The 20,550-nt window shown below is 61.3% G+C and carries 28 protein-coding genes and 2 tRNA genes; 18 read left to right on the top strand and 12 right to left on the bottom strand.

Annotated features, from left to right (window positions below):
- The first annotated feature begins 137 nt into the window (after positions 1-137).
- Both ACUXUR_RS24080 and ACUXUR_RS24075 read left to right on the top strand, forming a co-directional pair.
- Positions 138-650, top strand: coding sequence for a LysR substrate-binding domain-containing protein (locus ACUXUR_RS24080; RefSeq protein WP_445504877.1), 513 nt, complete (start codon positions 138-140; stop codon positions 648-650).
- Entirely contained in the window at positions 651-935 is a 285-nt protein-coding gene (locus ACUXUR_RS24075) for a hypothetical protein (protein WP_445504876.1), read from the top strand.
- 235 nt (positions 936-1,170) lie between these two features.
- Here ACUXUR_RS24075 and ACUXUR_RS24070 read toward each other — a convergent pair whose 3' ends face one another.
- The 5 genes from ACUXUR_RS24070 to ACUXUR_RS24050 form a co-directional block, all read right to left on the bottom strand.
- Positions 1,171-1,323 carry a hypothetical protein gene (locus ACUXUR_RS24070; RefSeq protein ID WP_445504875.1) on the bottom strand — a complete coding sequence of 51 codons (153 nt, stop codon included), beginning with the start codon at positions 1,321-1,323 and terminating at the stop codon, positions 1,171-1,173.
- The gene (locus tag ACUXUR_RS24065) at positions 1,316-1,471 is read right to left on the bottom strand and encodes a hypothetical protein (RefSeq protein WP_445504874.1); all 156 of its coding nucleotides are present in this window, start codon (positions 1,469-1,471) and stop codon (positions 1,316-1,318) included. The genes ACUXUR_RS24070 and ACUXUR_RS24065 overlap by 8 nt, the downstream gene beginning before the upstream one ends.
- Positions 1,422-1,790: a tyrosine-type recombinase/integrase gene (locus tag ACUXUR_RS24060; RefSeq protein WP_445504910.1), complete on the bottom strand. Its 369-nt coding sequence runs from the start codon at positions 1,788-1,790 to the stop codon at positions 1,422-1,424. The genes ACUXUR_RS24065 and ACUXUR_RS24060 overlap by 50 nt, the downstream gene beginning before the upstream one ends.
- A 63-nt stretch (positions 1,791-1,853) precedes the next feature.
- Positions 1,854-2,216, bottom strand: a complete 363-nt coding sequence (locus ACUXUR_RS24055) for a hypothetical protein (RefSeq protein ID WP_445504873.1) — start codon at positions 2,214-2,216, stop codon at positions 1,854-1,856.
- A gap of 304 nt (positions 2,217-2,520) precedes the next feature.
- Positions 2,521-2,610, bottom strand: a tRNA-Ser gene (locus ACUXUR_RS24050).
- A 274-nt stretch (positions 2,611-2,884) separates the two neighbouring features.
- Between ACUXUR_RS24050 and rplU the strand changes: the two genes are divergently transcribed.
- The 5 genes from rplU to proB all read left to right on the top strand — a co-directional run bounded on the left by rplU (position 2,885) and on the right by proB (position 6,676).
- Positions 2,885-3,277, top strand: coding sequence for a 50S ribosomal protein L21 (rplU, locus tag ACUXUR_RS24045; protein WP_047191305.1), 393 nt, complete (start codon positions 2,885-2,887; stop codon positions 3,275-3,277).
- A 35-nt stretch (positions 3,278-3,312) separates the two neighbouring features.
- Entirely contained in the window at positions 3,313-3,579 is a 267-nt protein-coding gene (gene rpmA, locus ACUXUR_RS24040; RefSeq protein WP_009763277.1) for a 50S ribosomal protein L27, read from the top strand.
- Between the two features lie 177 nt (positions 3,580-3,756).
- Positions 3,757-4,407: a GNAT family N-acetyltransferase gene (locus ACUXUR_RS24035; protein WP_445504872.1), complete on the top strand. Its 651-nt coding sequence runs from the start codon at positions 3,757-3,759 to the stop codon at positions 4,405-4,407.
- 119 nt (positions 4,408-4,526) lie between these two features.
- Entirely contained in the window at positions 4,527-5,564 is a 1,038-nt protein-coding gene (gene obgE / locus ACUXUR_RS24030; protein ID WP_445504871.1) for a GTPase ObgE, read from the top strand.
- Complete coding sequence (proB, locus tag ACUXUR_RS24025) at positions 5,561-6,676, top strand: glutamate 5-kinase (RefSeq protein ID WP_445504870.1); 1,116 nt, start codon at positions 5,561-5,563, stop codon at positions 6,674-6,676. The genes obgE and proB overlap by 4 nt, the downstream gene beginning before the upstream one ends.
- On the opposite strand, the gene ACUXUR_RS24020 is transcribed toward proB, so the two are convergent.
- Positions 6,646-7,395: a DUF72 domain-containing protein gene (locus ACUXUR_RS24020; RefSeq protein WP_445504869.1), complete on the bottom strand. Its 750-nt coding sequence runs from the start codon at positions 7,393-7,395 to the stop codon at positions 6,646-6,648. The two genes, proB and ACUXUR_RS24020, sit on opposite strands and share 31 nt — an antisense overlap.
- A gap of 217 nt (positions 7,396-7,612) precedes the next feature.
- On the opposite strand from ACUXUR_RS24020, the gene ACUXUR_RS24015 reads away from it, so the two are divergent.
- From ACUXUR_RS24015 to ACUXUR_RS23980, 8 genes are all read left to right on the top strand, one after another.
- Complete coding sequence (locus ACUXUR_RS24015; RefSeq protein WP_445504909.1) at positions 7,613-8,854, top strand: glutamate-5-semialdehyde dehydrogenase; 1,242 nt, start codon at positions 7,613-7,615, stop codon at positions 8,852-8,854.
- The gene (locus tag ACUXUR_RS24010) at positions 8,851-9,507 is read left to right on the top strand and encodes a nicotinate-nucleotide adenylyltransferase (RefSeq protein WP_445504868.1); all 657 of its coding nucleotides are present in this window, start codon (positions 8,851-8,853) and stop codon (positions 9,505-9,507) included. Before ACUXUR_RS24015 ends, ACUXUR_RS24010 begins: the two co-directional genes overlap by 4 nt.
- Positions 9,508-9,660: 153 nt before the next feature.
- Positions 9,661-9,990 carry a ribosome silencing factor gene (gene rsfS, locus ACUXUR_RS24005; RefSeq protein ID WP_244470453.1) on the top strand — a complete coding sequence of 110 codons (330 nt, stop codon included), beginning with the start codon at positions 9,661-9,663 and terminating at the stop codon, positions 9,988-9,990.
- Positions 9,991-10,005: 15 nt separating this feature from the next.
- A complete protein-coding gene (rlmH, locus tag ACUXUR_RS24000) occupies positions 10,006-10,500 on the top strand; it encodes a 23S rRNA (pseudouridine(1915)-N(3))-methyltransferase RlmH (RefSeq protein ID WP_445504867.1) in 495 nt (164 codons plus the stop codon).
- A gap of 3 nt (positions 10,501-10,503) precedes the next feature.
- Positions 10,504-11,862, top strand: a complete 1,359-nt coding sequence (locus tag ACUXUR_RS23995; protein WP_445504866.1) for a murein hydrolase activator EnvC family protein — start codon at positions 10,504-10,506, stop codon at positions 11,860-11,862.
- Positions 11,862-13,175: a S41 family peptidase gene (locus ACUXUR_RS23990; RefSeq protein ID WP_445504865.1), complete on the top strand. Its 1,314-nt coding sequence runs from the start codon at positions 11,862-11,864 to the stop codon at positions 13,173-13,175. The genes ACUXUR_RS23995 and ACUXUR_RS23990 overlap by 1 nt, the downstream gene beginning before the upstream one ends.
- A gap of 228 nt (positions 13,176-13,403) precedes the next feature.
- On the top strand, positions 13,404-13,943 hold the full coding sequence (locus ACUXUR_RS23985) for an RNA pyrophosphohydrolase (RefSeq protein ID WP_445504864.1): 540 nt from the start codon (positions 13,404-13,406) through the stop codon (positions 13,941-13,943).
- Between the two features lie 256 nt (positions 13,944-14,199).
- A complete protein-coding gene (locus ACUXUR_RS23980; protein ID WP_445504863.1) occupies positions 14,200-14,832 on the top strand; it encodes a DUF1236 domain-containing protein in 633 nt (210 codons plus the stop codon).
- A 95-nt stretch (positions 14,833-14,927) separates the two neighbouring features.
- Here ACUXUR_RS23980 and ACUXUR_RS23975 read toward each other — a convergent pair whose 3' ends face one another.
- A complete protein-coding gene (locus ACUXUR_RS23975) occupies positions 14,928-15,119 on the bottom strand; it encodes a hypothetical protein (RefSeq protein WP_445504862.1) in 192 nt (63 codons plus the stop codon).
- A 460-nt stretch (positions 15,120-15,579) separates the two neighbouring features.
- Here ACUXUR_RS23975 and ACUXUR_RS23970 point away from each other — a divergent pair, with 460 nt between their 5' ends.
- Positions 15,580-15,843 carry a hypothetical protein gene (locus ACUXUR_RS23970; RefSeq protein ID WP_445504861.1) on the top strand — a complete coding sequence of 88 codons (264 nt, stop codon included), beginning with the start codon at positions 15,580-15,582 and terminating at the stop codon, positions 15,841-15,843.
- Between the two features lie 127 nt (positions 15,844-15,970).
- On the opposite strand, the gene ACUXUR_RS23965 is transcribed toward ACUXUR_RS23970, so the two are convergent.
- From ACUXUR_RS23965 to ACUXUR_RS23955, 3 genes are all read right to left on the bottom strand, one after another.
- The gene (locus ACUXUR_RS23965) at positions 15,971-16,813 is read right to left on the bottom strand and encodes a DUF1194 domain-containing protein (RefSeq protein ID WP_445504860.1); all 843 of its coding nucleotides are present in this window, start codon (positions 16,811-16,813) and stop codon (positions 15,971-15,973) included.
- A 52-nt stretch (positions 16,814-16,865) separates the two neighbouring features.
- Positions 16,866-17,306, bottom strand: a complete 441-nt coding sequence (locus tag ACUXUR_RS23960) for a c-type cytochrome (RefSeq protein WP_445504859.1) — start codon at positions 17,304-17,306, stop codon at positions 16,866-16,868.
- A gap of 208 nt (positions 17,307-17,514) precedes the next feature.
- Positions 17,515-17,599 (bottom strand) — tRNA-Leu (locus tag ACUXUR_RS23955).
- 149 nt (positions 17,600-17,748) lie between these two features.
- Between ACUXUR_RS23955 and ACUXUR_RS23950 the strand changes: the two genes are divergently transcribed.
- Both ACUXUR_RS23950 and ACUXUR_RS23945 read left to right on the top strand, forming a co-directional pair.
- Positions 17,749-18,330: a YqaA family protein gene (locus ACUXUR_RS23950; protein ID WP_445504858.1), complete on the top strand. Its 582-nt coding sequence runs from the start codon at positions 17,749-17,751 to the stop codon at positions 18,328-18,330.
- Between the two features lie 12 nt (positions 18,331-18,342).
- The gene (locus ACUXUR_RS23945) at positions 18,343-18,843 is read left to right on the top strand and encodes a disulfide bond formation protein B (protein WP_445504857.1); all 501 of its coding nucleotides are present in this window, start codon (positions 18,343-18,345) and stop codon (positions 18,841-18,843) included.
- Between the two features lie 7 nt (positions 18,844-18,850).
- Here the strand turns inward: ACUXUR_RS23945 and ACUXUR_RS23940 are convergent, their stop codons facing one another.
- Both ACUXUR_RS23940 and ACUXUR_RS23935 read right to left on the bottom strand, forming a co-directional pair.
- On the bottom strand, positions 18,851-19,420 hold the full coding sequence (locus ACUXUR_RS23940) for an HNH endonuclease (protein WP_445504856.1): 570 nt from the start codon (positions 19,418-19,420) through the stop codon (positions 18,851-18,853).
- Positions 19,421-19,555: 135 nt separating this feature from the next.
- Positions 19,556-20,437, bottom strand: coding sequence for a 3-hydroxybutyryl-CoA dehydrogenase (locus ACUXUR_RS23935; RefSeq protein WP_445504855.1), 882 nt, complete (start codon positions 20,435-20,437; stop codon positions 19,556-19,558).
- Between the last annotated feature and the right edge of the window lie 113 nt (positions 20,438-20,550).

Raw genomic sequence — 20,550 nt, 5'->3', positions numbered from 1 at the left:
GACAACAGTCCTGGGAAGACCCAAAAAACAGTGATAATGCCGCCGCAGAACCGTGCCGCTGAAATCCTGAACACAAGTCCTCAACGGTCGGTCGCCAGGTTCGGCGGCTCCAGAATCAAATGGGGTCGCAGCTCTTCGTGCCGACCAAGAATGGCGTCAAACTCACTGCAAAAGGCCAGGCGCTCGCTCACGCCCTGACCAGCCTTGATCATTCGCTTTTTGCCTTGAGCAACGACTTGCGGGCCGAAAACAAGGAAGCGGAAGGCATCGTTCGCGTCAGCATCACGAACGGGCTGAACACCTTCTTCGTTGCACCTGCCGTGTCAGGCTTTGCTGCCGAGCATTCAAAAATCCAGCTCCATCTCAAGAGCCCTGCGAACGTTGTCAGCCTCCGCGACAGCCAAACCGATATGATGATCGGGTTTAGTCCAATTGAGGCGTCGGACATCTTTGTTCAGAAGTTGGGACATCTCCACTTTATCCCGATCGTCGCGAAATCTTACATTCGGCAACATGGCATTCCGACGCGCTCTAACCTGAATCAGCATTACTTCCTGCAGTCAGAGTTCTATATGGCGAGAACAGGCTTGTGGGACTCCTGGAACCAGGCTGTCTCACAAGGCCAGATTGCCCACTTTTGCGATAACTGAATGGCGTACGGAATGCTTGTCAAAGCGGGTCTCGGCATCGGGCTCCTCGGCAGCTACACCGTTCTTGAGCCTGATGCTGTTCCGCTAGAACTGGACGTCAAGGTATCGGTCCCTTTGCATGCCATGGCTTTGACAGAGCGTCTGAACTCGCGCCCTGTGCGCCTAGTTTTCGACTGGCTCAGTGAGATGTTTGGCCCGGCGAATCCGTGGTTTAACCCTGCTCTGCGGCGGATCAAGGCGCAGAGCCGGTTTGATGTCGGGATTAAGCTGCTCTTCAACCTGTGAGAACTCGCGTTGAAGATGAAGCTTGCTAATGCTTTCTGGGAGCGTGATGTAGGTGTTGCCTGCATCCTCAAAGAGTTCAGCAAGCTCAAGAGGAACACCTTCTCCCTTAAAGAGAAGTCTCCGGAACATGTCCGTGTGCAACGTCACGACCTGCTAAGATAAGATCGAAGGTGTGCCACGATCGTATCTGCCTGTGCTTGCTCGAGGTCATGCAGTTGGAGGGTGAGATTGGTGCTCATGCTTCCACCACCTCGAACTCGGACTGAGCGTCCCAATAACCCTCGATCCGAAACAGAACGGCTGCATCCGATGCCGTCGTGATGGCATTCTGAGGCGGGGTGAGTTCTTTGATGAACTCGATGTATGGCTCGTCATGGCCTTCAAACACAAGAGGCTCCTTGCCAGGGACCGGGTTGAAGCCAAGGATACCGCAATACGGTCGCCAGAAGACCCTTACCCAATGGCTCTAGAAGGACCATGCGCTCGCTACGGGCCATGACAACTCGGGCGATGCCAGCGCGCCCCTTCTCCTGCATCGCATCGCGGATGACGGCGAAAGCCTCCTGGGCAAGTGCTACCTCCGGGACAATTGAGGCCTGCCTCGAAGAAACGGCTCACGGCCTCATGGCGGAGATCATGAAAGCGCAGGTCGGCCAAGCCTGCGCGTTGAACGAGGTGCTCCCATGCCAGCCGAACGGCCGTAGGCTTAATGGGAAAGACCAATTCACCGTGGCGTGGCAGATCGTCAAAGATCTGGATGGCTCTCGGCGATAATAGGACGGTACGTGGATGCCCATTCTTCGCGAGCGGAATTGTGATGGTTCGGGCCCTAGCGTTGATCGCCTGCCATCGCATCGAGAGGAGTTCTCCACGGCGCATCCCTGTTTCGATAGCCAGGGTAATCAACGGTTCCAGATATCAAGCCCGTGCTCGCTCAATGCCTATCCAAAGCCTCTCGGCTTCTTCTGGAGAGAGGCGGCGCTGACGGGCCTTGCTCGGCTCTGGCAAAGAAATCTGACGAACCGGATTCTGCATAATGGGTAGATCCCATTCCCGCCGTGCAGCCTCGAAGCAATGCTGAAGGATGGCAAGCTCACGCCTCACAGTTCCGCTTGAAACGCTTTTGAAACGCTCATCTCGGTAATTGGCGACCATTGTCCCTGAAAGTTTATCCAAGGACGCTCTGGCGATGCTATGGGAGCCGATGACGCGAAGCTTGAAGCGCTCTTGGTCTGCGCCTCGCTTCTTGGAGGTAATCTCCAACTCGTAGCGCTTCAGCAAATCTAATACTGTTGCGCTCCTAAGTTCGCGGTGACTGACGGGTAGTTCTGCTCGATCTATTGCGCGTTCTTTGTCCCGTGCCCAAGCGGCTGCATCAGCCTTTGAGGGAAGGTCTTTATTAGGGACGGATAGCCTTGGCGTCGTATCTGGACATGCCAGGAAGAGCCGCGTTTGCGGATAGTCGCCATAGTCGTTTGTCCGTCGTTGTGACACCAGTGTGACGGACTGATCTGTTGGGCTGGTTCGGACGCTCTGGCGGTCCTCGGCCTGAGCCTCAGAGATCCTCGTAGATCAAGGGGTTAAATGGCGGAGAGGGGGAGATTCGAACTCCCGATACGGTTGCCCGTATGCCGCATTTCGAGTGCGGTGCATTCAACCACTCTGCCACCTCTCCGGGGTGCGAAGGCCGTCGGCCCGCTGGTTGAGGCGGGGTGGATATCATGGGCTTGGCGGCTCTTCAAGCACCTTGAAGCATGTTTTTGCGGCCTTTTTGATTGACAAAGCTCAGGGCAGCCCGTAGGTAAGCCTCCTCTATGAGCGGGTACGAGTGCCTGCTCGTAATCCATGCGGCTGCGCCAAGCGGCCGTGAAACGAAGCCGGAAACTGCCAAAAAGCCAAGCCTGCGGGAGACTTCCCGTTGAGATTTGGGTTTGAACACGAGGATTAAGATGTTCGCAGTGATCAAGACCGGCGGCAAGCAGTATCGCGTTGCCGCCAACGACGTCATCACCGTCGCCACGCTCGCGGGCGAGCCGGGCACCGCCGTTACGTTCGACCAGGTTCTCATGGTCACCAACGACGGCACGACCCAGGTGGGCGCCCCCCTCGTTGAGGGCGTGACCGTGGCCGGCGAGGTGGTGGAGCACACCCGCGGCGAGAAGGTCATCTCCTTCAAGAAGCGCCGTCGGCAGAATTCGCGCCGCAAGCGCGGGCATCGCCAGGATTACACCGTGGTGCGGATCACCGAGATCCTCGCCGGTGGCGCGAAGCCCAAGAAGGCGGCCGCCAAGAAGACCACCAAGGCTGCGGCGGAAGACGCTGCGCCGGCCACTGCTGAGTAAGCGCGGCAACTGACACAGAACACGGGAGTACACCCATGGCTCACAAAAAAGCAGGCGGTTCGTCTCGCAACGGTCGCGACTCCGAAGGCCGTCGTCTCGGCGTCAAGAAGTTCGGCGATCAACAGGTTGTCGCCGGCAACATCATTATTCGTCAGCGCGGCACGAAATGGCATGCCGGCGCTAACGTCGGCATGGGCAAAGACCACACCCTCTTTGCCACGGCCAATGGCCGAGTCCGATTCCTTACGCGTCAGGGCCGAGCATTCGTATCGGTCGTACCGGCCCAAGAGGCTGCAGAGTAAACGGCGAGAGCAAAACGAAGGAGCTCCCGCCGGCATCACACCGACCCGGCGGATCCAAAGCTCCAAACAGGCCCAAAAAGCCAAGCTCAGATCCGAAAACCAACAGGGGAGGTGGGGTGTCCACCTCCCCTTCGTGTTTTCCGGGCCAGGGAGGCCCATTCGGATCGGAGCAAGAGCATGTTTCCCGACCTCACCCGTGACGATGTTTTCCGTCTCGAGACCCGCCGTCTGTGGCTGCGTTGGCCTCGCCTTGCGGATGCACAAGCCGTCGTACGCCTTGCCGGTGAGAAAGCTGTCGCGGACATGACGGCTCGAATTCCGCATCCATACCATCCGGAACAGGCCGAGAGGTTCATCTTCCAGGCCCGGAGGTCCAATGCGAATGGCGAGGGCCTGCAGCTGGCGATCACCCCGAAGGGCAGGCCCAACAGCCTCATCGGCATGGTGGGCATCGGCCCCGACCCCGAGACGGGCAAGCCCAATCTCGGCTATTGGCTCGGCATGCCCTCATGGGGCCACGGCTATGCCACGGAAGCGGCGCGCGCCCTGATCGATGCCTTCTTCGCCTATGGTGAGGGGGGCGAGATCACGGCCTGCGCCCGCGTGATCAACCCGGCTTCCCGGCGCGTGCTGGAGAAGTGCGGCTTTGCCTATCAGGGCGCGGGGCTCTCGGAGCTGCCCGCCCGGTGCGGCCTCTATCCGGTCGACCATTTCCGCCTCGACCGGCGGACCTGGGAGAGCCTGAAGGCCTGGGGCCATACGGGCTTCATCCCTGAGCCCGCCTCCGTCGAGGTCGAGATGGACCGCTCCATCTCGCTTGCGAGCTAAGCAGGGGTCATTAAATCCTGAGGCGCTCCCGAAACCATTCGGGGGCGCTTCTCTTTTGTTTGCGTTGCTCATGGGTGTGCGTTGCTCAGGGGCATGTTGTCCCGTAAAGGATACGGGTTATGAAATTTCTCGACCAAGCCAAGATCTATATTCGTTCCGGCAATGGCGGCGGCGGCGCCGTGTCGTTCCGCCGTGAAAAGTTCATCGAGTTCGGTGGGCCGGACGGCGGCGATGGCGGCCGCGGCGGCGACGTGTGGGCCGAATGCGTGGAGGGGCTGAACACCCTCATCGACTATCGCTATCAGCAGCATTTCAAGGCCAAGACCGGCGGTCACGGCATGGGCAAGAACCGCGCCGGCGCCAAGGGCGCCGATGTGGTGCTGAAAGTCCCGGCCGGCACGGAGATCCTCGAGGAGGACGGCGAGACCGTCATCGCCGACATGACCCATGTGGGCCAGAAGGTGCTGCTCGCCAAAGGCGGCAATGGCGGCTTCGGCAATGCCTATTTCACCACCTCCACCAATCGCGCGCCGCGCCGGGCCAATCCGGGCCAGGAGGGCATCGAGCGCACGATCATCCTGCGCCTGAAGTTGATCGCGGATGCGGGCCTAGTGGGTCTGCCAAATGCAGGCAAGTCGACATTCCTTGCCACCGTCACCTCGGCCAGACCTAAGATTGCCGATTATCCGTTCACCACGCTCCATCCGGGTCTCGGCGTCGTGCGCATCCATGGCCGCGAATTCGTGCTGGCCGACATTCCGGGTCTCATCGAAGGCGCGTCGGAAGGCGTCGGCCTCGGCGATCGTTTCTTAAGCCACGTGGAGCGCTGCCGCGTGCTGCTGCATCTGGTCGAGGGGACGAGCGAGGATGCGGGCGAGGCCTACAAGACCGTGCGTCACGAGATCGAGGCCTATGGTCATGGGCTTGCCGACAAGCCCGAGATTGTGGCTCTCTCGAAGGCCGATGCGCTCGATGAGGAGACGCTGAAGGAGCAGCTCAAAAAGCTGAAGAAGGCCTGCAAGCGCACGCCTCTCGTGATTTCCTCCGCATCGGGTCAGGGCGTGCAGGAGGTTCTGCAATCTCTGCTTAGCGTGATCGACGAGGCGAAGGCTGAAGAGCAGGAAACCGTCGAGGCCCAGGAAGAGTGGCATCCGTGAGCCCGCAACTCAGCCAATTCCGCCGCGTCGTTCTGAAGGTCGGCTCTGCGCTTCTCGTGGACCGCGCGCGCGGCCGGTTGAATCACGCATGGCTTGCGGCGCTTGCGGAGGATATTGCTGACCTTCACGCGAAGGGCGCCGATGTTCTCGTCGTCTCCTCCGGCGCCATTGCCATGGGGCGCACGGTCCTGGGTCTCCCTTCCGGCCCCTTGAAACTGGAGGAGAGCCAGGCGGCAGCCGCTGTCGGCCAGATCGCGCTCGCGCGCACCTGGTCGGAGGTGCTCGCCCACCATGGCGTCACGGCGGGCCAGATTCTGGTGACGCTCGCCGATACGGAAGAGCGGCGGCGCTATCTCAATGCGCGCGCAACCACGCTGAAGCTGCTTGAGATGCGCGCCGTGCCCGTGATCAACGAGAACGACACGGTGGCGACCTCTGAGATCCGCTACGGAGACAATGATCGTCTGGCCGCGCGTGTCGCCACCATGATCGGCGCGGATCTCCTGGTGCTGTTCTCCGATATCGACGGCCTCTATACCGCGCCGCCTGCATCCGATCCTAGCGCGCAGCACATCCCCGTGGTCGAGCGCATCACGCCTGCCATCGAGGCGATGGCGGGAGGTGCTGCTTCCGAACTCTCGCGCGGCGGCATGCGCACGAAGATCGAAGCGGGCAAGATCGCGACCTCGGGCGGCACGCACATGATCATCGCCGATGGCCGCGCAAAGAATCCCCTGAAACGCGTGGCTGAGGGCGGACGCTGCACCTGGTTCCTCACGCCATCGAATCCTGTGACCGCGCGCAAGACCTGGATTGCCGGAGCGCTCGAGCCGCGCGGCACGCTCATCGTTGATGAAGGCGCTGCGCGTGCCCTCAAGGGCGGCGCGAGTCTTCTGCCTGTCGGCGTGCGTCGCATCGAAGGGACGTTTCATCGCGGCGACGCAGTAACGATCCGCGACGAGAATCGCGTTCTGGGGCGTGGCCTTGTGGCTTACGATGCGGATGAAGCCGCGCGCATCATCGGCCGTCCGAGCCGTGAGATCGAAACGATCCTGGGCTATGTCGGACGCACCGAAATGGTTCACCGGGACGACATGGCGCTGAGCGACTGACTGTCTCCCAGAAGCCCGAGCAGAGTCTGAGCGTCGCCGGGCGCGGCGCTTTTGATGTCGTTGTCGAAATAGACGTAAACATCACGTCCATTCCGCCGCCACTCTCCGATGTCGTGCGCCCAACTCTGCAGCGTCTCTTTGCTGTAGCTTCCGGCATAGCGTCCGTTCGTGCCGTGACCTCGCACATAGACGAAATCCGCTGTGACCACCCATGGCGCGGGCGCATCGGCGTGATCGGACAGGCAGAGCGCTGCGTTGTGGTCGCGCAAGATATGGATAGTGGTTTCCTCGTACCAGCTCGGATGCCGGAACTCGAAAGCGATGCGCCGACCGGGTGGCACGAGCGACAGGCATCGCGCCACCCGCTCACGCGTCTCATCATTGGCCCTGAGCATCGGCGGAAGCTGGAACAGGACAGGCCCGAAAGTATCGCCCAGACCCTCCATCCGGCTAAACACGAGATCGATGCTCTCCTCGACATCTTTGAGCTTTTTCATATGCGTGATGAAGCGCGAGGCCTTCCAGGCGAAGAGAAATCCCTCGGGCACGCTCTCCTGCCATGCTCTGACGGCCTGTTCGGTCGGAAGCCGGTAGAAGGAATTGTTGATCTCGGCCGTGTCGAATTGTGTGACATAGTAGGATAGGAAATCCTTGATCTTTAAGCCTTCCGGGTAGAAAGGTCCGTGCCAGGATCGATAATGCCAGCCGGAGGTTCCCACCCGGATATCAGGGTGTGCTGCGTCAGGTCGTATGGAATAGCTTGGCCCGGGAGCAGCCCGGCGTGCTATGGGTTGCGGACGGTATATTTCCCTCTGGGGATCAGAGGGTTGGGACTTGGACATGGATAACACTCAAGCCTTGAGCGCAAACTCGCTCGCTGAACACCTCAACGCGTCAGGTGCGGCTTCGGTTGGGAATCCGGATGTCCCGGCTCTGATGGCCAATCTGGGTCGCAGCGCCCGGCAGGCCGCCCGGCGCGTCGCCCTGGCCCCGGACGAGCAGAAGAACGCTGCCTTGCGCGCCATGGCCGCCTGCATTCGGGCGCGCGCACCGGCCATTCTTGCCGCGAATGCCGAGGATCTCGCCGAGGCCAAAGCCAAGGGGCAGACAGCGGCCTTCATCGATCGTCTTACTCTCAACGGCGAACGTCTCGAAGCCATTGCCGCCGCAGTGGAAAGCGTTGCCGCTCTGCCCGACCCGATTGGACGCGTGCTGGCGAAGTTCGAGCGTCCCAATGGGCTGCAGATCGAGCGCGTGGCAACGCCGCTCGGCGTCATCGGCGTGATCTTCGAGAGCCGCCCGAATGTCACGGCGGATGCGGGTGCGCTTTGCTTGAAAGCGGGCAATGCCGCGATTCTTCGCACCGGCTCGGAGAGCTTCCGTTCCGCGCTCGCGATCGCCGAGGCGATGAGCGAGGGGTTGGAGAAGGCGGGCTTGCCCGCCGATGCCATTCGCCTCGTGCCGACGCGGGATCGCGCGGCCGTGGGCGCGATGCTCTCAGGGCTTGATGGCAATATCGATGTCATCGTGCCCCGAGGCGGCAAAAGCCTCGTGGCGCGCGTGCAGGAAGAGGCGCGCGTGCCTGTCTTCGCGCATCTTGAAGGTCTCAATCACGTATTCGTGCACGAGAAGGCCGATCTTAATATGGCGAAGGCAATCGTGCTGAATGCCAAAATGCGCCGCACGGGAGTCTGCGGCGCGGCGGAGACGCTCCTCGTAGATCACGCTTGCGCCTCGACGCATCTGAAGCCGCTCGTGATGATGCTCCTCGATGCAGGTTGCGCTGTGCGGGGTGATGAGATCGTGCAGGCCGCTGATCCGCGCGTGACGGCTGCGACGGAAGAGGATTGGCGCACCGAATATCTCGATTCGATCATCTCCGTACGCGTCGTTGACGGTCTGGATGAAGCCATCGCACATATCGAGACTTATGGCTCGCATCACACCGATTCCATCGTGACGGACGATCCGGCCGCCGCGGAGCGCTTCCTCCGGCAAGTCGATTCCGCCATCGTGCTCCACAATGCCTCGACGCAATTCGCCGATGGGGGCGAGTTCGGCTTCGGCGCCGAGATCGGCATCGCCACGGGCCGCATGCATGCGCGAGGACCCGTGGGCGTGGAGCAACTGACCTCGTTCAAATATCGCATCCACGGTTCGGGTCAGACGCGTCCGTGAGTTCTCCGCCCTCCCGTTTCCGCATCAGGCCCTCGGGTCTCGTTCGCCTGCCGCCGGCTGAGCCCGGCATGCGCATCGGGCTTTATGGCGGCTCCTTCAATCCCGCCCATGCGGGGCACCGGCATGTGAGTCTGATGGCGCTCAAGCGATTGAGGCTCGATCGCCTCTGGTGGATCGTGACGCCCGGCAATCCGTTGAAAGATACGGGAGAGCTTGCCTCCACCGCCATGCGCGTGGCGCAGGCAAAGGAGATGGCCGACGATCCACGCATCGACGTGACGGCCTTCGAAGGGGAGATCGGCGCGCGCTACACCATCGATACGCTCGCTTATCTCAAGCAGCGTTTCCCGGGTGTGCATTTCGTATGGGTGATGGGGGCGGATAATCTCGCAGGCTTCCATCGCTGGCGCGGCTGGCGGCGCATCGCCCGGATGATGCCGATGGCCATCATCGACCGGCCCGGCTGGACCTTGAAGGCGATGCGCTCCCGTGCCGCCATTGCCTTCTCGTCGGGCCGAATCGACGAGGGCAGGGCACCGGCTCTGGCCGGCCTCAAGCCGCCCGCCTGGGTCTTCCTGCACGGGCCGCGCTCGCACCTCTCCTCCACCATGCTGCGGCGAATGGGGCGAACTTCTCCTTCCGGGGGACGTTGAAAAATGGGGGCGTTCGATCTTATCTTAAGGGTCGGCGCTGCCTCATGAGCGCTGCTTAGAAAGGGCTTGAACCTGAACCGACTGAACACTGTCGAAGCGGACACGAACACGCTTCCCCCTCTCTCCGGAGCGACTGCTCCGCAGGATGAGGATATCCGGGCCGTCGCCCTGGCTTCCATCGAGGACATGAAGGCCGAAAACACGGTCGAGATCGACCTGGCCGGTAAGACCTCGCTTGCAGACACCATGATCGTCACATCGGGCCGTTCCCACCGTCACGTGGGCGCGATTGCCGACCGTCTGGTCAAGGACCTCAAGGACAAGGGGTTCGGCACTCCGCGCGTGGAAGGCCTGCCTGCCTGCGATTGGGTGCTGATCGATGCCGGCGACATTCTCGTTCACATTTTCCGTCCCGAGGTGCGTGGTTTCTACAACCTCGAGAAGATGTGGGGCGCCGATCGTCCTCAGGATCGGGCGAGCTAAGGAAGGCCTGAACCGTTGCGACTGAGCTTGCTGGCCGTGGGCCGTCTCAAGAGCGGCCCCGAACGGGAGCTGGTCGAACGATACAGGCAGAGAGTCGAAGGCATGGGCCGGGCCTTGGGTCTGGCCGGGCTCGATATTGTCGAGCTGCCGGAGAGCCGGGCGCGCCGCGATGACGACCGCCGTGCGGAAGAGGCGGCTGCGCTTCTGGAAAAGGTTGGGTCCTCCGTGCTGATCGTTTTCGACGAGCGCGGCAAGAGCCCCTCCAGCGAAGCCTTCGCCGAGCGAATCAGGCAATGGCGCGACGAGGGCCGCTCCGGTGTGGCCTGCGTCATCGGCGGGCCTGACGGGCTCGATCCCAAGATCCGCCAGCGGGCTGAAATGGTGGTTTCCTTCGGTGCGCTCACTATGCCGCACCAGATCGTCCGGGCGCTCGTGGCCGAGCAGCTTTATAGGGCGCTGACAATCATTGCCGGACACCCTTATCATCGCGCCGGCCACGATGATTCCTGACGAATGATCCGCTCCCAAACCGTTCTCCCCCGCAGGGCCTTGAGTCTTGCCGTAATGCTGGCTGTGTCCGCCCTGGGGCCCGTGCAGGCCCAGCAGGCGCCTGCTGGGCCTGCGGCCGGGACGCCCCAGATCGCGCCGGAGACGCTGGAGGAGAAGCAGAAGCGCCAGAACGACCTCAAGGTTCTGGAAGATGCGATGAATGCGAACGCCGAGGCCCAAAAGCGCCTCCAGGCGGAGATCGACGGGATCAAGACGGACCGGGCGAAGCTCAATGCCACGCTGATTGAGACCGCTGGCCGGGTCCGGGAGACCGAGGACCGGATTCGCGGCCTGGAGCAGCGGCTTCAGACCCTTACCGCATCGGAAACGGCGATCCGTCGCTCGCTGGAGAGCCGCCGGGGCGTGATCGTCGAGGTCTTCGCCTCCCTTCAGCGCATGGGCCGCCGCCCGCCGCCCGCCGTCCTGGTCCGTCCGGAGGACATGCTCGAGGCGGTGCGGGCTTCCATCATGCTGGGGGCGGTGCTCCCCGAATTGCGGGCCGAGGCCGAGATTCTGGCCTCCGATCTCGCCGAGCTGGTGCGTCTCAAGGAGGCGATTGCCACCGACCGGTCCACCCTCAACACCGAACTCGGCGCTCTCAACGGCGAGCAGCAGCGCCTGACGGCTCTCATGGACGCCCGCCAAAGCCGCATGGTCGAGGTGGAGCGCAGCATGGGGGCCGAGCGGGACAAGGCAGCGGAGCTCGCCCGCCAGGCCGGCACTCTCAAAGAGTTGATCGATCGGATGGAGACGGAGATCGCAGGCGCCCAGAGGGCCGCCGAGGAGGCGCGCAAGGCCGCGGAGGCCCAGGAGCGCGAGGCCAAGGAGCGTTTCGCCCAGGCCGCCTTCCGCGATCCGGCGAGGCTTGCGCCCAAAATTCCGTTCTCCGAGGCCAAGGGCCTGCTGCCGAAGCCGGTCAGCGGTGACGTTGCGCTGGACTTCGGTGCGGCAGACGGCTACGGCGGAACGACGCGCGGCATTTCGATCACCACCCGTCCAAAGGCAGCTGTTGTATCACCAGCGGACGGCTGGGTGGCCTTCGCAGGGCCCTTCCGGTCCTACGGTCGACTCTTGATCATCAACGCGGGCGGGGGATATTATATTCTTCTGGCCGGTATGGACCAAATCAACGTCGATGTCGGGCAATTCGTGCTCGCTGGTGAGCCAGTCGCAACCATGGGGGATGCTCCTCTCATGAGTTTGACCGGCGGTGCCATAGAAAAGAACAATCCCGTCCTCTATGTTGAGTTCAGGAAAGACGGCGGTTCGATCGACCCAGGTCCCTGGTGGGCGAAATCGCAAAGCGAAAAGGTTCGCGGATAATGCGCAAACTCTCCCTATTGATTCTCGGTGCGGCTATCGGCGCAGGCAGCGCGACCATGGTGTCGCAGACGAGCCTGATGTCCTCGGGCGCGGTTGCCGCCTCGGCGGATACGTACCGACAGCTGAGCCTTTTCGGAGACGTCTTCGAAAAGGTCCGCACGGATTATGTTGAAAAGCCTGAGGAATCGAAGCTCATCGAGTCGGCCATCAATGGCATGCTGACCTCGCTCGATCCGCATTCGAGCTACATGGATGCCAAGAGCTTCCGCGATATGCAGGTTCAGACCCGCGGCGAGTTCGGCGGCCTCGGTATCGAGGTCACCATGGAAGAAGGCCTCGTGAAGGTGGTGACGCCGATTGACGATACGCCTGCTTCCCGTGCCGGCATTCTGGCAAACGACATCATCACGCATATCGACAATGAACCTGTTCAGGGTCTCAACTTGAATCAGGCTGTCGACAAGATGCGCGGTCCGGTCAATTCCTCGGTTACGCTGAAGATCCAGCGCAAGGAAGCCAAGGATCCGATCGAGGTGAAGCTCACCCGCGAGACCATCAAGGTTCGCCCGGTGCGTGCTCGCGTCGAGGGTGACATCGGTGTTCTGCGCGTCACGCAGTTCAACGAGCAGACCTATGAGGCCCTGCGCGCGGGCATCGAGAAGCTCACTCAGGATATCGGCGCCGACAAGGTGGCGGGCTTTGTCGTCGACCTGCGCAACAACCCGGGCGGCCTGCTCGATCAGGCCATCATGGTCTCCGATGCCTTCCTCGACCGCGGCGAGATCGTCTCGACTCGCAGCCGCAATGCCGAGGATACGCAGCGCTTCAGCGCCAAGGCAGGCGATCTGACGAAAGGCAAGCCTCTCGTCGTGCTCGTGAACGGCGGCTCGGCTTCCGCGTCCGAGATCGTGGCCGGTGCCCTCCAGGACCACAAGCGTGCGACGGTCCTCGGCACCCGCTCCTTCGGCAAGGGTTCGGTGCAGACCATCATTCCGCTCGGCGGCAACGGTGCCGTTCGCCTGACCACGGCGCGCTACTACACGCCGTCCGGCCGCTCGATCCAGGCCAAGGGCATCGATCCGGATATCGAGGTGCTGCAGGAGGTGCCCGAGGAACTGAAGGGCAAGGATGAGACCAAGGGCGAAGCCGGCCTTCGCGGTCACCTGCAGAATGGTGGTGAGAAGGAAGAGCGCGGCGGTTCCTCCGCTTACGTTCCGCCGGATCCGGCCAAGGACAAGCAGCTGCTCGCTGCCTATGACCTGCTCCACGGTGTCCGCAAGGGTGCTGCCAACACCACGACGTCTCCGAACTGAAATTTAAAGGCTCCGCTGTTCTTCTCAGCGGCATGACGAAAAAAGAAGCCTGGCGGCTCATGAGCCGCCAGGCTTTTTCATTGAGGCTTTGACAACCGCACGTAACGGCTTGTGCTGGCTTTTATGACGCGGCACTCTTTGGTTCTGACCTTTGGAATCATCAACAAAAGCCGGCGATATTTGAAACGATCGGCAAACCTGGGGGCGAGGCAAGGGAGTGAGTGTCTGATGAGAAACGCCAAAAGCCCGCAGAGCAAGAAGGAATTGCCCTATCGCTCCTGCGTCGGCGTCATGCTGCTGAACAAGCAGGGCCAGGTTTTCATCGGACGGCGTCATTCCGATTCCAGCGATCACCTTGCCGATGGCTATGCATGGCAGATGCCTCAAGGCGGCATTGATCCAGGCGAGAATCCTTATCAGGCAGCTCTTCGCGAGCTGTACGAAGAAACCAGCGTGCGCTCCGTGAGTCTCTTGGCGGAAGCGCCTGAATGGTACTCCTACGATCTCCCCGCCATGGTGGCCGGTCGCGCTTGGCGTGGCCGCTATCGGGGACAAATCCAGAAATGGTTCGCTTTTCGTTTCGAAGGCGACGACAGCGAGATCAACATCACTCAGCCCGGCGGTGGTCATCACAAGCCGGAATTCGACGAGTGGCGCTGGGAAGACATGCACCGTCTGCCGGAGCTGATCATTCCTTTCAAGCGTGGTGTTTACGAGAGCGTGGTTGCAGCCTTCAGCCACTTGGCAGTGCAGAAAACCAAAGCCTGAGCATAGGTTGAGTTTGCAAAGTTTCCCTGCCCTCTGCAGGAACGGAGTCTGAGCGAAGCAATTATTCCAGCGTCTTTCAGAACTGCCGAGATCAGTCTTGCCGAAGCCGCATTTCGCTGACGCGGACCTCTGATTCCGTACGATGTGCTCGTGCCGATGCGTGGCTGTAATAGGAACGGAACCCTCGCGAACGCTTCCCGTTGATACGATCACCAGAGGGGCAAGAGTCTGCTCCTCGTCAATCGGAGGGTTCTCTATGCGTGTAGCTTTGTTGACGACCGTTGCCGCAGCCGCTCTGTCCTTGAGCGTGGCTGCCATTGCACAGACGAGCGGTGGCTCTGGTGGCAGCACGGGAGGAACCTCGGGTGGCATGTCAGGCGGCGCTTCGGGCGGTGCATCCGGTGGAACGACTGTCGTTCCGCAGAGCGGTGGCACTTCCGGTCCTACCACAGGTAGCTCAGGCACTTCGGGCGGCGCTTCGTCTGGCACATCCGCTGGGACGTCGAGTGGGACTTCGGGGACAGCCTCAGGCGGTACGACCTCCGGCACGACGAGCGGAGCTGCCGGCACCAGGACAGGCGGCGCGGCCAGCACGACCGGCAGCACCTCCAGCTCGACTAATATCAACGTAACGAACGAGCAGCGCACCGAGATCACGCGCGCCTTCAGCAGCGTCAGAACTCAGCCGCTGAACGACGTGAACTTCTCGGTCAGCGTCGGCACGGTGATCCCTGAGACGGTCGTCACCCGCCTGGAGGCATGCCCGAACGAGGTCATTCGCATCCTGCACGGGTTGCCCGAATGCCGTTATGTGATCGTTCGCGATCAGGTGGTGATCGTCGAGCCAAAGACCCGGCGGATCGTGACGGTTATCGAGCGTCGCGGCTGACGTCTTTCGGAACGGCCGGTACAGCAGCGCCCGTGGCGGATGAGCGTCACGGGCGTTCTTCTATGACAGTAGGATCAGTTGCTTGTTGCGGAAAATCAGGCTGCGTACGGGACTTGGCTCTTCTGGGCCTCAGGGGCATCCCGCTTCTGCCGGGGCAGCATCGCAATGGCTGCGCGGGCATAGCGGCGGAACTCCTCTTTCAGGATTTCTGGCTCGGCTTCCCAAATCAACGCATCATCCTCGGCTTCATAGAGGGCGCGAGCGACGTATTCGACTTCTTGGTCCATGGTATGCCCCTTGTAACAAGGTGATTGGTTCTTGCGGCTTCCCTGCGGCCCTCTTCTTGGTCTTGAATGCCAGCAAGGGGCAGGGGGTTGCCGTTCGACGGGGATCATTTGCGCCAAAGGTTCCCGATTTGGCAAAGGTGCAAAAGTGGTAGCTCAAGGGTTCTAGGCCGTTCGGTCGAGGCACTCTTAGCGTTGGGACGGATCGGGTTTTTCGGATCAGGATCCCGTCACGGGTTCCAGTGGGGATTCCACAGGATTCGGGCCAGAATATGCCGGCGTCGAGTTCGCCGATGCCGCTTCACGGAAGGCTTACACAATATGCGGAACGCATGCCGGCCCTGCATGTTTGCTTCATGAGGCTTCCAAAATGGGAGCCGGGTTTGCAACGAACTTCGAGAACGACGTGAATGATGGGGCAGGAGGCGGTTCGCGGCCTCTCGTCCGGCTCGGAGGTTCTCCCATGGCGAAGAAATCTCAGGACACAAAACCGCAAGAAGGCGCAGCGTCGGAAAGCGCAACTGCGGTCGATTATGTGCGCACGAAGCAGGAACTCGATGCAGCTGAGTCAAAGCGACAGGCGGAAGCCGACCTCGCCGCCGCGCATCAACCAGCAGGAGCCGATTTCTCGTCACCTGCGAAGAGCCACCCGAAAGTGCACAGGAGCGAAGAGGAGGGACCGATAGAGGACACATCGGGTGAGCCTGTCGTCGAGGACGAGCCGTAGCCTCGTGCGTCTCAGAAGGTTGGGTTAGAAAGCGCCGACATCGCCCCTTCGCGGAATTCAGAGTGAGGCTGCAACAAGCATCACGAAGGCGGTTCGGCTATTCATGGGCGCATCCACTCACGCTCACCTACAATCTCTGCCCAATGCTGCTTGCGGGTGGATGAGCCTCGGGAACCGGCTCGTCCCAGAGACTCTCACTGGTGTCGCAGTCGGTTCGCGATTCTCCCTGTACAGGCTGGACCGGCGCGCTGGGCATTTCCACCCCTGCGATCTCACGAACGATCTTGTTCCTGGTCTCTGTCAGCAGCCGCCCAGGTTCGCGGATCGGGATCATGAAAGCGCCCGAGCCCCCGATGACGCAGTCGCGGTAATATGCGTCTATCGTCGCGTTCTCATGCCGATCAGGGACTTTCAGCAGGAGAGGGAGGCCATTGATGGTGACACCTCGCGCAATGGCATCGTCGCGAGCCTCCGTCACGAGCCGTCCCTGGTTGTTCGAGCCATCCCCTGAAATGTCGATCACCTGCCGTGCAGCCCGAAAGTGACCGGACGAAAACAGAGCCATGCTGAAATCAATGACCTCTGAGATCGAGGTGCCTGCCGCACGGTGAATGGGGGTATGGGCCAGCCGGTCGGCGAAGGAAATGCTGTCCTTGGGATCGTCCAGGACGACCCACGGCACAATGACTTTCTGGAAGTGCGGATGAGTTCCTGCCCATTCCACATAGGTCACCGCGATGCGTCCGAGCGTGCCGGTGCGGATCGCCTGATGAACCAAAGGAGAGCGGAAGGCCTCGACATAGCCCTGCCTCTGGAGAGCCTGCTCGTCCGAGTCCATGGAGATGGAAACATCGACGGCCAGGACAAGAGCGAGATCAACCTCAGTGGAAGGGCGGTGCCAAGCAGGGGTAAGGGTCAGAAGCCCCGTGACGAGAACGGGGAGCATCCATAAAGTCTTGGGATGTCGCATGGCGACTTCTCCCAGCGAAAACACGCGGTTTCTTCAAGCCCCATTGATCTTATCAGGTTTCCTTCTTGCGATATGTCTCATGGCAGCCGCCACAATTCTGGCCGACCCTTTGGAGCGCACCTTGCAGGCTGGTCTGATCCGTGATGGCGGTCTGAACCGCCTTTGCATCCTGTCCGAGTTTGGTCGCACGAGCGTCAAAGTCCGCTTTTCGCTCCCAGATGACCGGAAGAGCATTGGTCTTGCCCTGCTGCGAGTTTGCCGGAAACAGCATCGGGATTTGCTGAGCGTTCTGCTCAATCCTTTGGAGAGCAGCCCGTGCCTGCGCCGCGTTGAACGGAACCTGTCCTCGGGACATTCCGGTCAACAGGCGTACCTGCTCCTGATTGCTTTTCATCAAGTCCTGGCGCAACCGGATCGGATCGCCCTGCTGGGCTAGAACTCCGAATCCGCTCACCATCGACACACCGATTGCGGCAATGATCATTGGTCGCATGACGGCCCTCCTTTCGAGCAGAAAGGATGTCGCTCCATGGTCGGCTGGGCCATACGAAACTTGGGGGTAGAGCCGGTTATTCGGCTCAGGGCCGTGTCCTCTGTCCAGCCCCGGGTCTCCATGGGTGCGTTATTGCCTCGTGTATCACCACGAGCGCCATCTGCGAGACCTTAAGATGCTGAATCTAAAAGGAAAACCAAGGTTTTCTTGGTGCCCCTGGCCGGGATCGAACCAGCACTCCTTGCGGAACTCGATTTTGAGTCGAGCGCGTCTACCAATTCCGCCACAGGGGCAAGGACCTGCGAAGTACCATGAGGGATGAAGGCTGGTCAATCAGTGAGATGTGAAGCCACGCCGCAAGGCTTGCCTCTCGCTATTCCGGCCGGCTTGTGCTCAAAGAGGCCGGGCGCAGCCCTGTTGCCCATGAATCTGCTGGGAGCCCATGCTCAGACGCCTCTACGACTGGACCCTTTCCCTCGCAGCCCGGCCTTCGGCCCCCTATGCGCTGGCGGCCGTCTCCTTCGCGGAAAGCTCGTTCTTCCCCGTTCCACCGGATGTCATGCTCGTGCCCATGATGCTGGCGCGGCCCGACCGGGCTTGGTTCTATGCGCTGATCTGCACGATCACCTCGGTCGTAGGGGGCATTCTGGGCTATGTGATCGGTCTGGCGCTCTACGATTCCATTGGAGCCTGGCTGTTCCAGCTCTATGGCCTCACGGAGGGCGCGGAGACGTTCCGGCACGCCTATGCCGAGTATGGCCACTGGGTGATCCTGCTGAAAGGCCTCACGCCCATTCCCTACAAGCTCGTGACGATCACGTCCGGCTTTGCCGGGTATCATCTGGGCTGGTTCATCCTGCTCTCGATCCTGACCCGTGGCGCCCGTTTCTTCATCATCGCCCTGCTGATGAGCAAGTTCGGGCCGCGCATCAAGTCGATCATCGACAACAACTTCAATGTGGTGGCGACGCTGGCCATCGTTGCCTTCATCGGCGGCTTCGTGGCCTTCCGCTATCTGTTCTAAAGGGAAACGGCGATGAGCCTTCGCCTCAATCTCCGCCAAGCCGCTCTCACGGTCGTTCTGGGTGCTGCTGCCACTATCGGCGGCGCGCTCGTGTTCGAGCACGTCTTCGGTTACGTGCCCTGCAAGCTGTGCCTCATCCAGCGCAATCCTTATTATCTCGCCATGCCGGTGGGGTTGGTGGCGGCCTTTCTGCCGTCGCGCTGGACGCGCCTAGGGCTGTGGCTCATCGCCCTCATCTTCCTCGTGAGCGCGGGACTTGGCGCCTATCATTCGGGCGTCGAGTGGGGCTTCTTCGCCGGGCCCAGCGATTGCGGCGGCGGGGCAGGGGCAGGGGCGGGCAATGTGGGTGATTTCCTCAGTCAGCTGCAGAACACGCGCGTGGTGAGCTGCACGGAGGCCGCATGGCGGTTCCTCGGGCTGTCGCTGGCGGGATGGAACCTGCTGATCTCGCTCGGGCTGGCGGCTTTCGCGGCCAAGGCAGCGGCGGACAAGGGAATTGCGGTAGGGCGGTGACGGCCTCTTACGGCTCCAGCTCGCTGTCCCAGTAGAGATAGTCCATCCAGCTTTCGTGCAGATAGTTCGGCGGGAAGAGGCGTCCGTTCGAGTGCAGGTCGTGGACGGTAGGGGCGAAGGGATGCTGGCGGGGCCACATCTCGACTTCGCGGGGCATCTTGTCCCCTTTTTTCAAATTGCAGGGAGCGCAGGCGGCGACGACGTTTTCCCAGGTGGTTTGTCCGCCCTTGGAGCGGGGGATGACGTGATCGAAGGTCAGATCGTCGCGAGTGCCGCAATATTGGCAGCTGAAACGGTCGCGCAGGAAAACGTTGAAGCGGGTAAAGGCGGGGTGCCGCGAGGGCTGAACGTAGGTTTTGAGAGAGATGACCGAGGGGAGGCGGACTTCGAAGCTCGGACTTCGCACGACTTTGTCATATTCGGAGACGATGTTCACCCGCTCCAGGAACACCGCCTTGATCGCATCCTGCCAACACCAGATGGACAAGGGGTAATAACTCAATGGCCGGTAATCGGCATTGAGAACAAGGGCCGGGCAGGATTCCGGCCTCACAACAGGTTGGACGTGGATCGTCACATCACCTCCTCGTCAAGAAGAGTAGTCCCGTCTGATTAGACTATAGGGATTGTGACGCTGTTGTGAAGCACACACGTGGGACGTTTGTGACGCACCCGGGTTTATTTCGGTGAACAACCTTACGGGCAAAGCCCTTTAGCGGGTCGGAACCGGGTGCTCGCCGCGATAATCGTAGAAGCCGCGCTTGGTCTTGCGGCCGAGCCAGCCGGCCTCGACGTATTTCACCAGCAGTGGGCAGGGGCGATACTTGGAATCGGCCAGGCCTTCATAGAGCACCTGCATGATCGACAGGCAGGTATCGAGGCCGATGAAGTCGGCGAGCTGCAGCGGGCCCATGGGGTGGTTCGCGCCAAGGCGCATGGCCGTATCGATCGCATCCACCGAGCCCACGCCCTCGTAGAGGGTGTAGATCGCCTCGTTGATCATCGGCAGCAGGATGCGGTTGACGATGAAGGCCGGGAAGTCTTCCGAGGCCGTCGCGGTCTTCCCGAGCTTGCCGATGAATTCCTTGGCGGATTCGTAGGTGGGGTCATCGGTTGCGATGCCGCGGATCAGCTCCACGAGCTGCATCACCGGCACCGGGTTCATGAAGTGGATGCCGATGAACTTTTCCGGACGATCCGTGGAAGCGGCAAGGCGGGTGATGGAGATCGACGACGTATTGGTCGCGACCATCGCATCCGGACGCAGCGAGGGGCAGAGATTGGTGAAGATCTTGCGCTTCACCTCCTCGTTTTCGGTCGCAGCCTCGATCACGATGTCGCAGGTGGACAGGTCGTCGTAGCCGAGCGCGGGCTTGATGCGATCGAGCGCGGCCTGACGGTCGGTATCGGTGATGGCGCCCTTGGCGACCTGGCGGGCCATGTTGCCGGTGATGGTGGCGAGGCCCGCATTGATGCGTTCCTCCGAGAGATCGTTGAGCCGGACGTTGAAGCCCGCGAGCGAACAGACGTGGGCAATGCCGCTGCCCATCTGTCCCGCGCCGATCACGCCAACCGTTTTGATCTCAATGCCCATCTGATTTCGCCTGACATCCATGCCCAAAATGCCCGGGCGAGCGTTCCCGCCCGGATCACAATCATCGTACTTATTCCTGGACCGATTAACCGGCCTTGGTCAACTCATCCTTC

The sequence above is a fragment of the Microvirga medicaginis genome (assembly GCF_052658925.1).
Note: the sequence above shows the minus strand (reverse complement) of the source record. Positions and strands in the feature narration are given on the sequence as shown.

Excerpts from the sequence above, each read along its gene's own strand:
- ACUXUR_RS24075 (WP_445504876.1), top strand. The coding sequence starts at position 651 with ATGGCGTACGGAATGCTTGTCAAAGCGGGTCTCGGCATCGGGCTCCTC.
- ACUXUR_RS24065 (WP_445504874.1), bottom strand. The coding sequence starts at position 1,471 with ATGCAGGAGAAGGGGCGCGCTGGCATCGCCCGAGTTGTCATGGCCCGT.
- ACUXUR_RS24060 (WP_445504910.1), bottom strand. The coding sequence starts at position 1,790 with ATGCGATGGCAGGCGATCAACGCTAGGGCCCGAACCATCACAATTCCG.
- rplU (WP_047191305.1), top strand. The coding sequence starts at position 2,885 with ATGTTCGCAGTGATCAAGACCGGCGGCAAGCAGTATCGCGTTGCCGCC.
- rpmA (WP_009763277.1), top strand. The coding sequence starts at position 3,313 with ATGGCTCACAAAAAAGCAGGCGGTTCGTCTCGCAACGGTCGCGACTCC.
- ACUXUR_RS24035 (WP_445504872.1), top strand. The coding sequence starts at position 3,757 with ATGTTTCCCGACCTCACCCGTGACGATGTTTTCCGTCTCGAGACCCGC.
- obgE (WP_445504871.1), top strand. The coding sequence starts at position 4,527 with ATGAAATTTCTCGACCAAGCCAAGATCTATATTCGTTCCGGCAATGGC.
- ACUXUR_RS24015 (WP_445504909.1), top strand. The coding sequence starts at position 7,613 with ATGGCCAATCTGGGTCGCAGCGCCCGGCAGGCCGCCCGGCGCGTCGCC.
- ACUXUR_RS23995 (WP_445504866.1), top strand. The coding sequence starts at position 10,504 with ATGATCCGCTCCCAAACCGTTCTCCCCCGCAGGGCCTTGAGTCTTGCC.
- ACUXUR_RS23990 (WP_445504865.1), top strand. The coding sequence starts at position 11,862 with ATGCGCAAACTCTCCCTATTGATTCTCGGTGCGGCTATCGGCGCAGGC.
- ACUXUR_RS23985 (WP_445504864.1), top strand. The coding sequence starts at position 13,404 with ATGAGAAACGCCAAAAGCCCGCAGAGCAAGAAGGAATTGCCCTATCGC.
- ACUXUR_RS23980 (WP_445504863.1), top strand. The coding sequence starts at position 14,200 with ATGCGTGTAGCTTTGTTGACGACCGTTGCCGCAGCCGCTCTGTCCTTG.
- ACUXUR_RS23975 (WP_445504862.1), bottom strand. The coding sequence starts at position 15,119 with ATGGACCAAGAAGTCGAATACGTCGCTCGCGCCCTCTATGAAGCCGAG.
- ACUXUR_RS23970 (WP_445504861.1), top strand. The coding sequence starts at position 15,580 with ATGGCGAAGAAATCTCAGGACACAAAACCGCAAGAAGGCGCAGCGTCG.
- ACUXUR_RS23965 (WP_445504860.1), bottom strand. The coding sequence starts at position 16,813 with ATGCGACATCCCAAGACTTTATGGATGCTCCCCGTTCTCGTCACGGGG.
- ACUXUR_RS23960 (WP_445504859.1), bottom strand. The coding sequence starts at position 17,306 with ATGCGACCAATGATCATTGCCGCAATCGGTGTGTCGATGGTGAGCGGA.
- ACUXUR_RS23950 (WP_445504858.1), top strand. The coding sequence starts at position 17,749 with ATGCTCAGACGCCTCTACGACTGGACCCTTTCCCTCGCAGCCCGGCCT.
- ACUXUR_RS23945 (WP_445504857.1), top strand. The coding sequence starts at position 18,343 with ATGAGCCTTCGCCTCAATCTCCGCCAAGCCGCTCTCACGGTCGTTCTG.
- ACUXUR_RS23935 (WP_445504855.1), bottom strand. The coding sequence starts at position 20,437 with ATGGGCATTGAGATCAAAACGGTTGGCGTGATCGGCGCGGGACAGATG.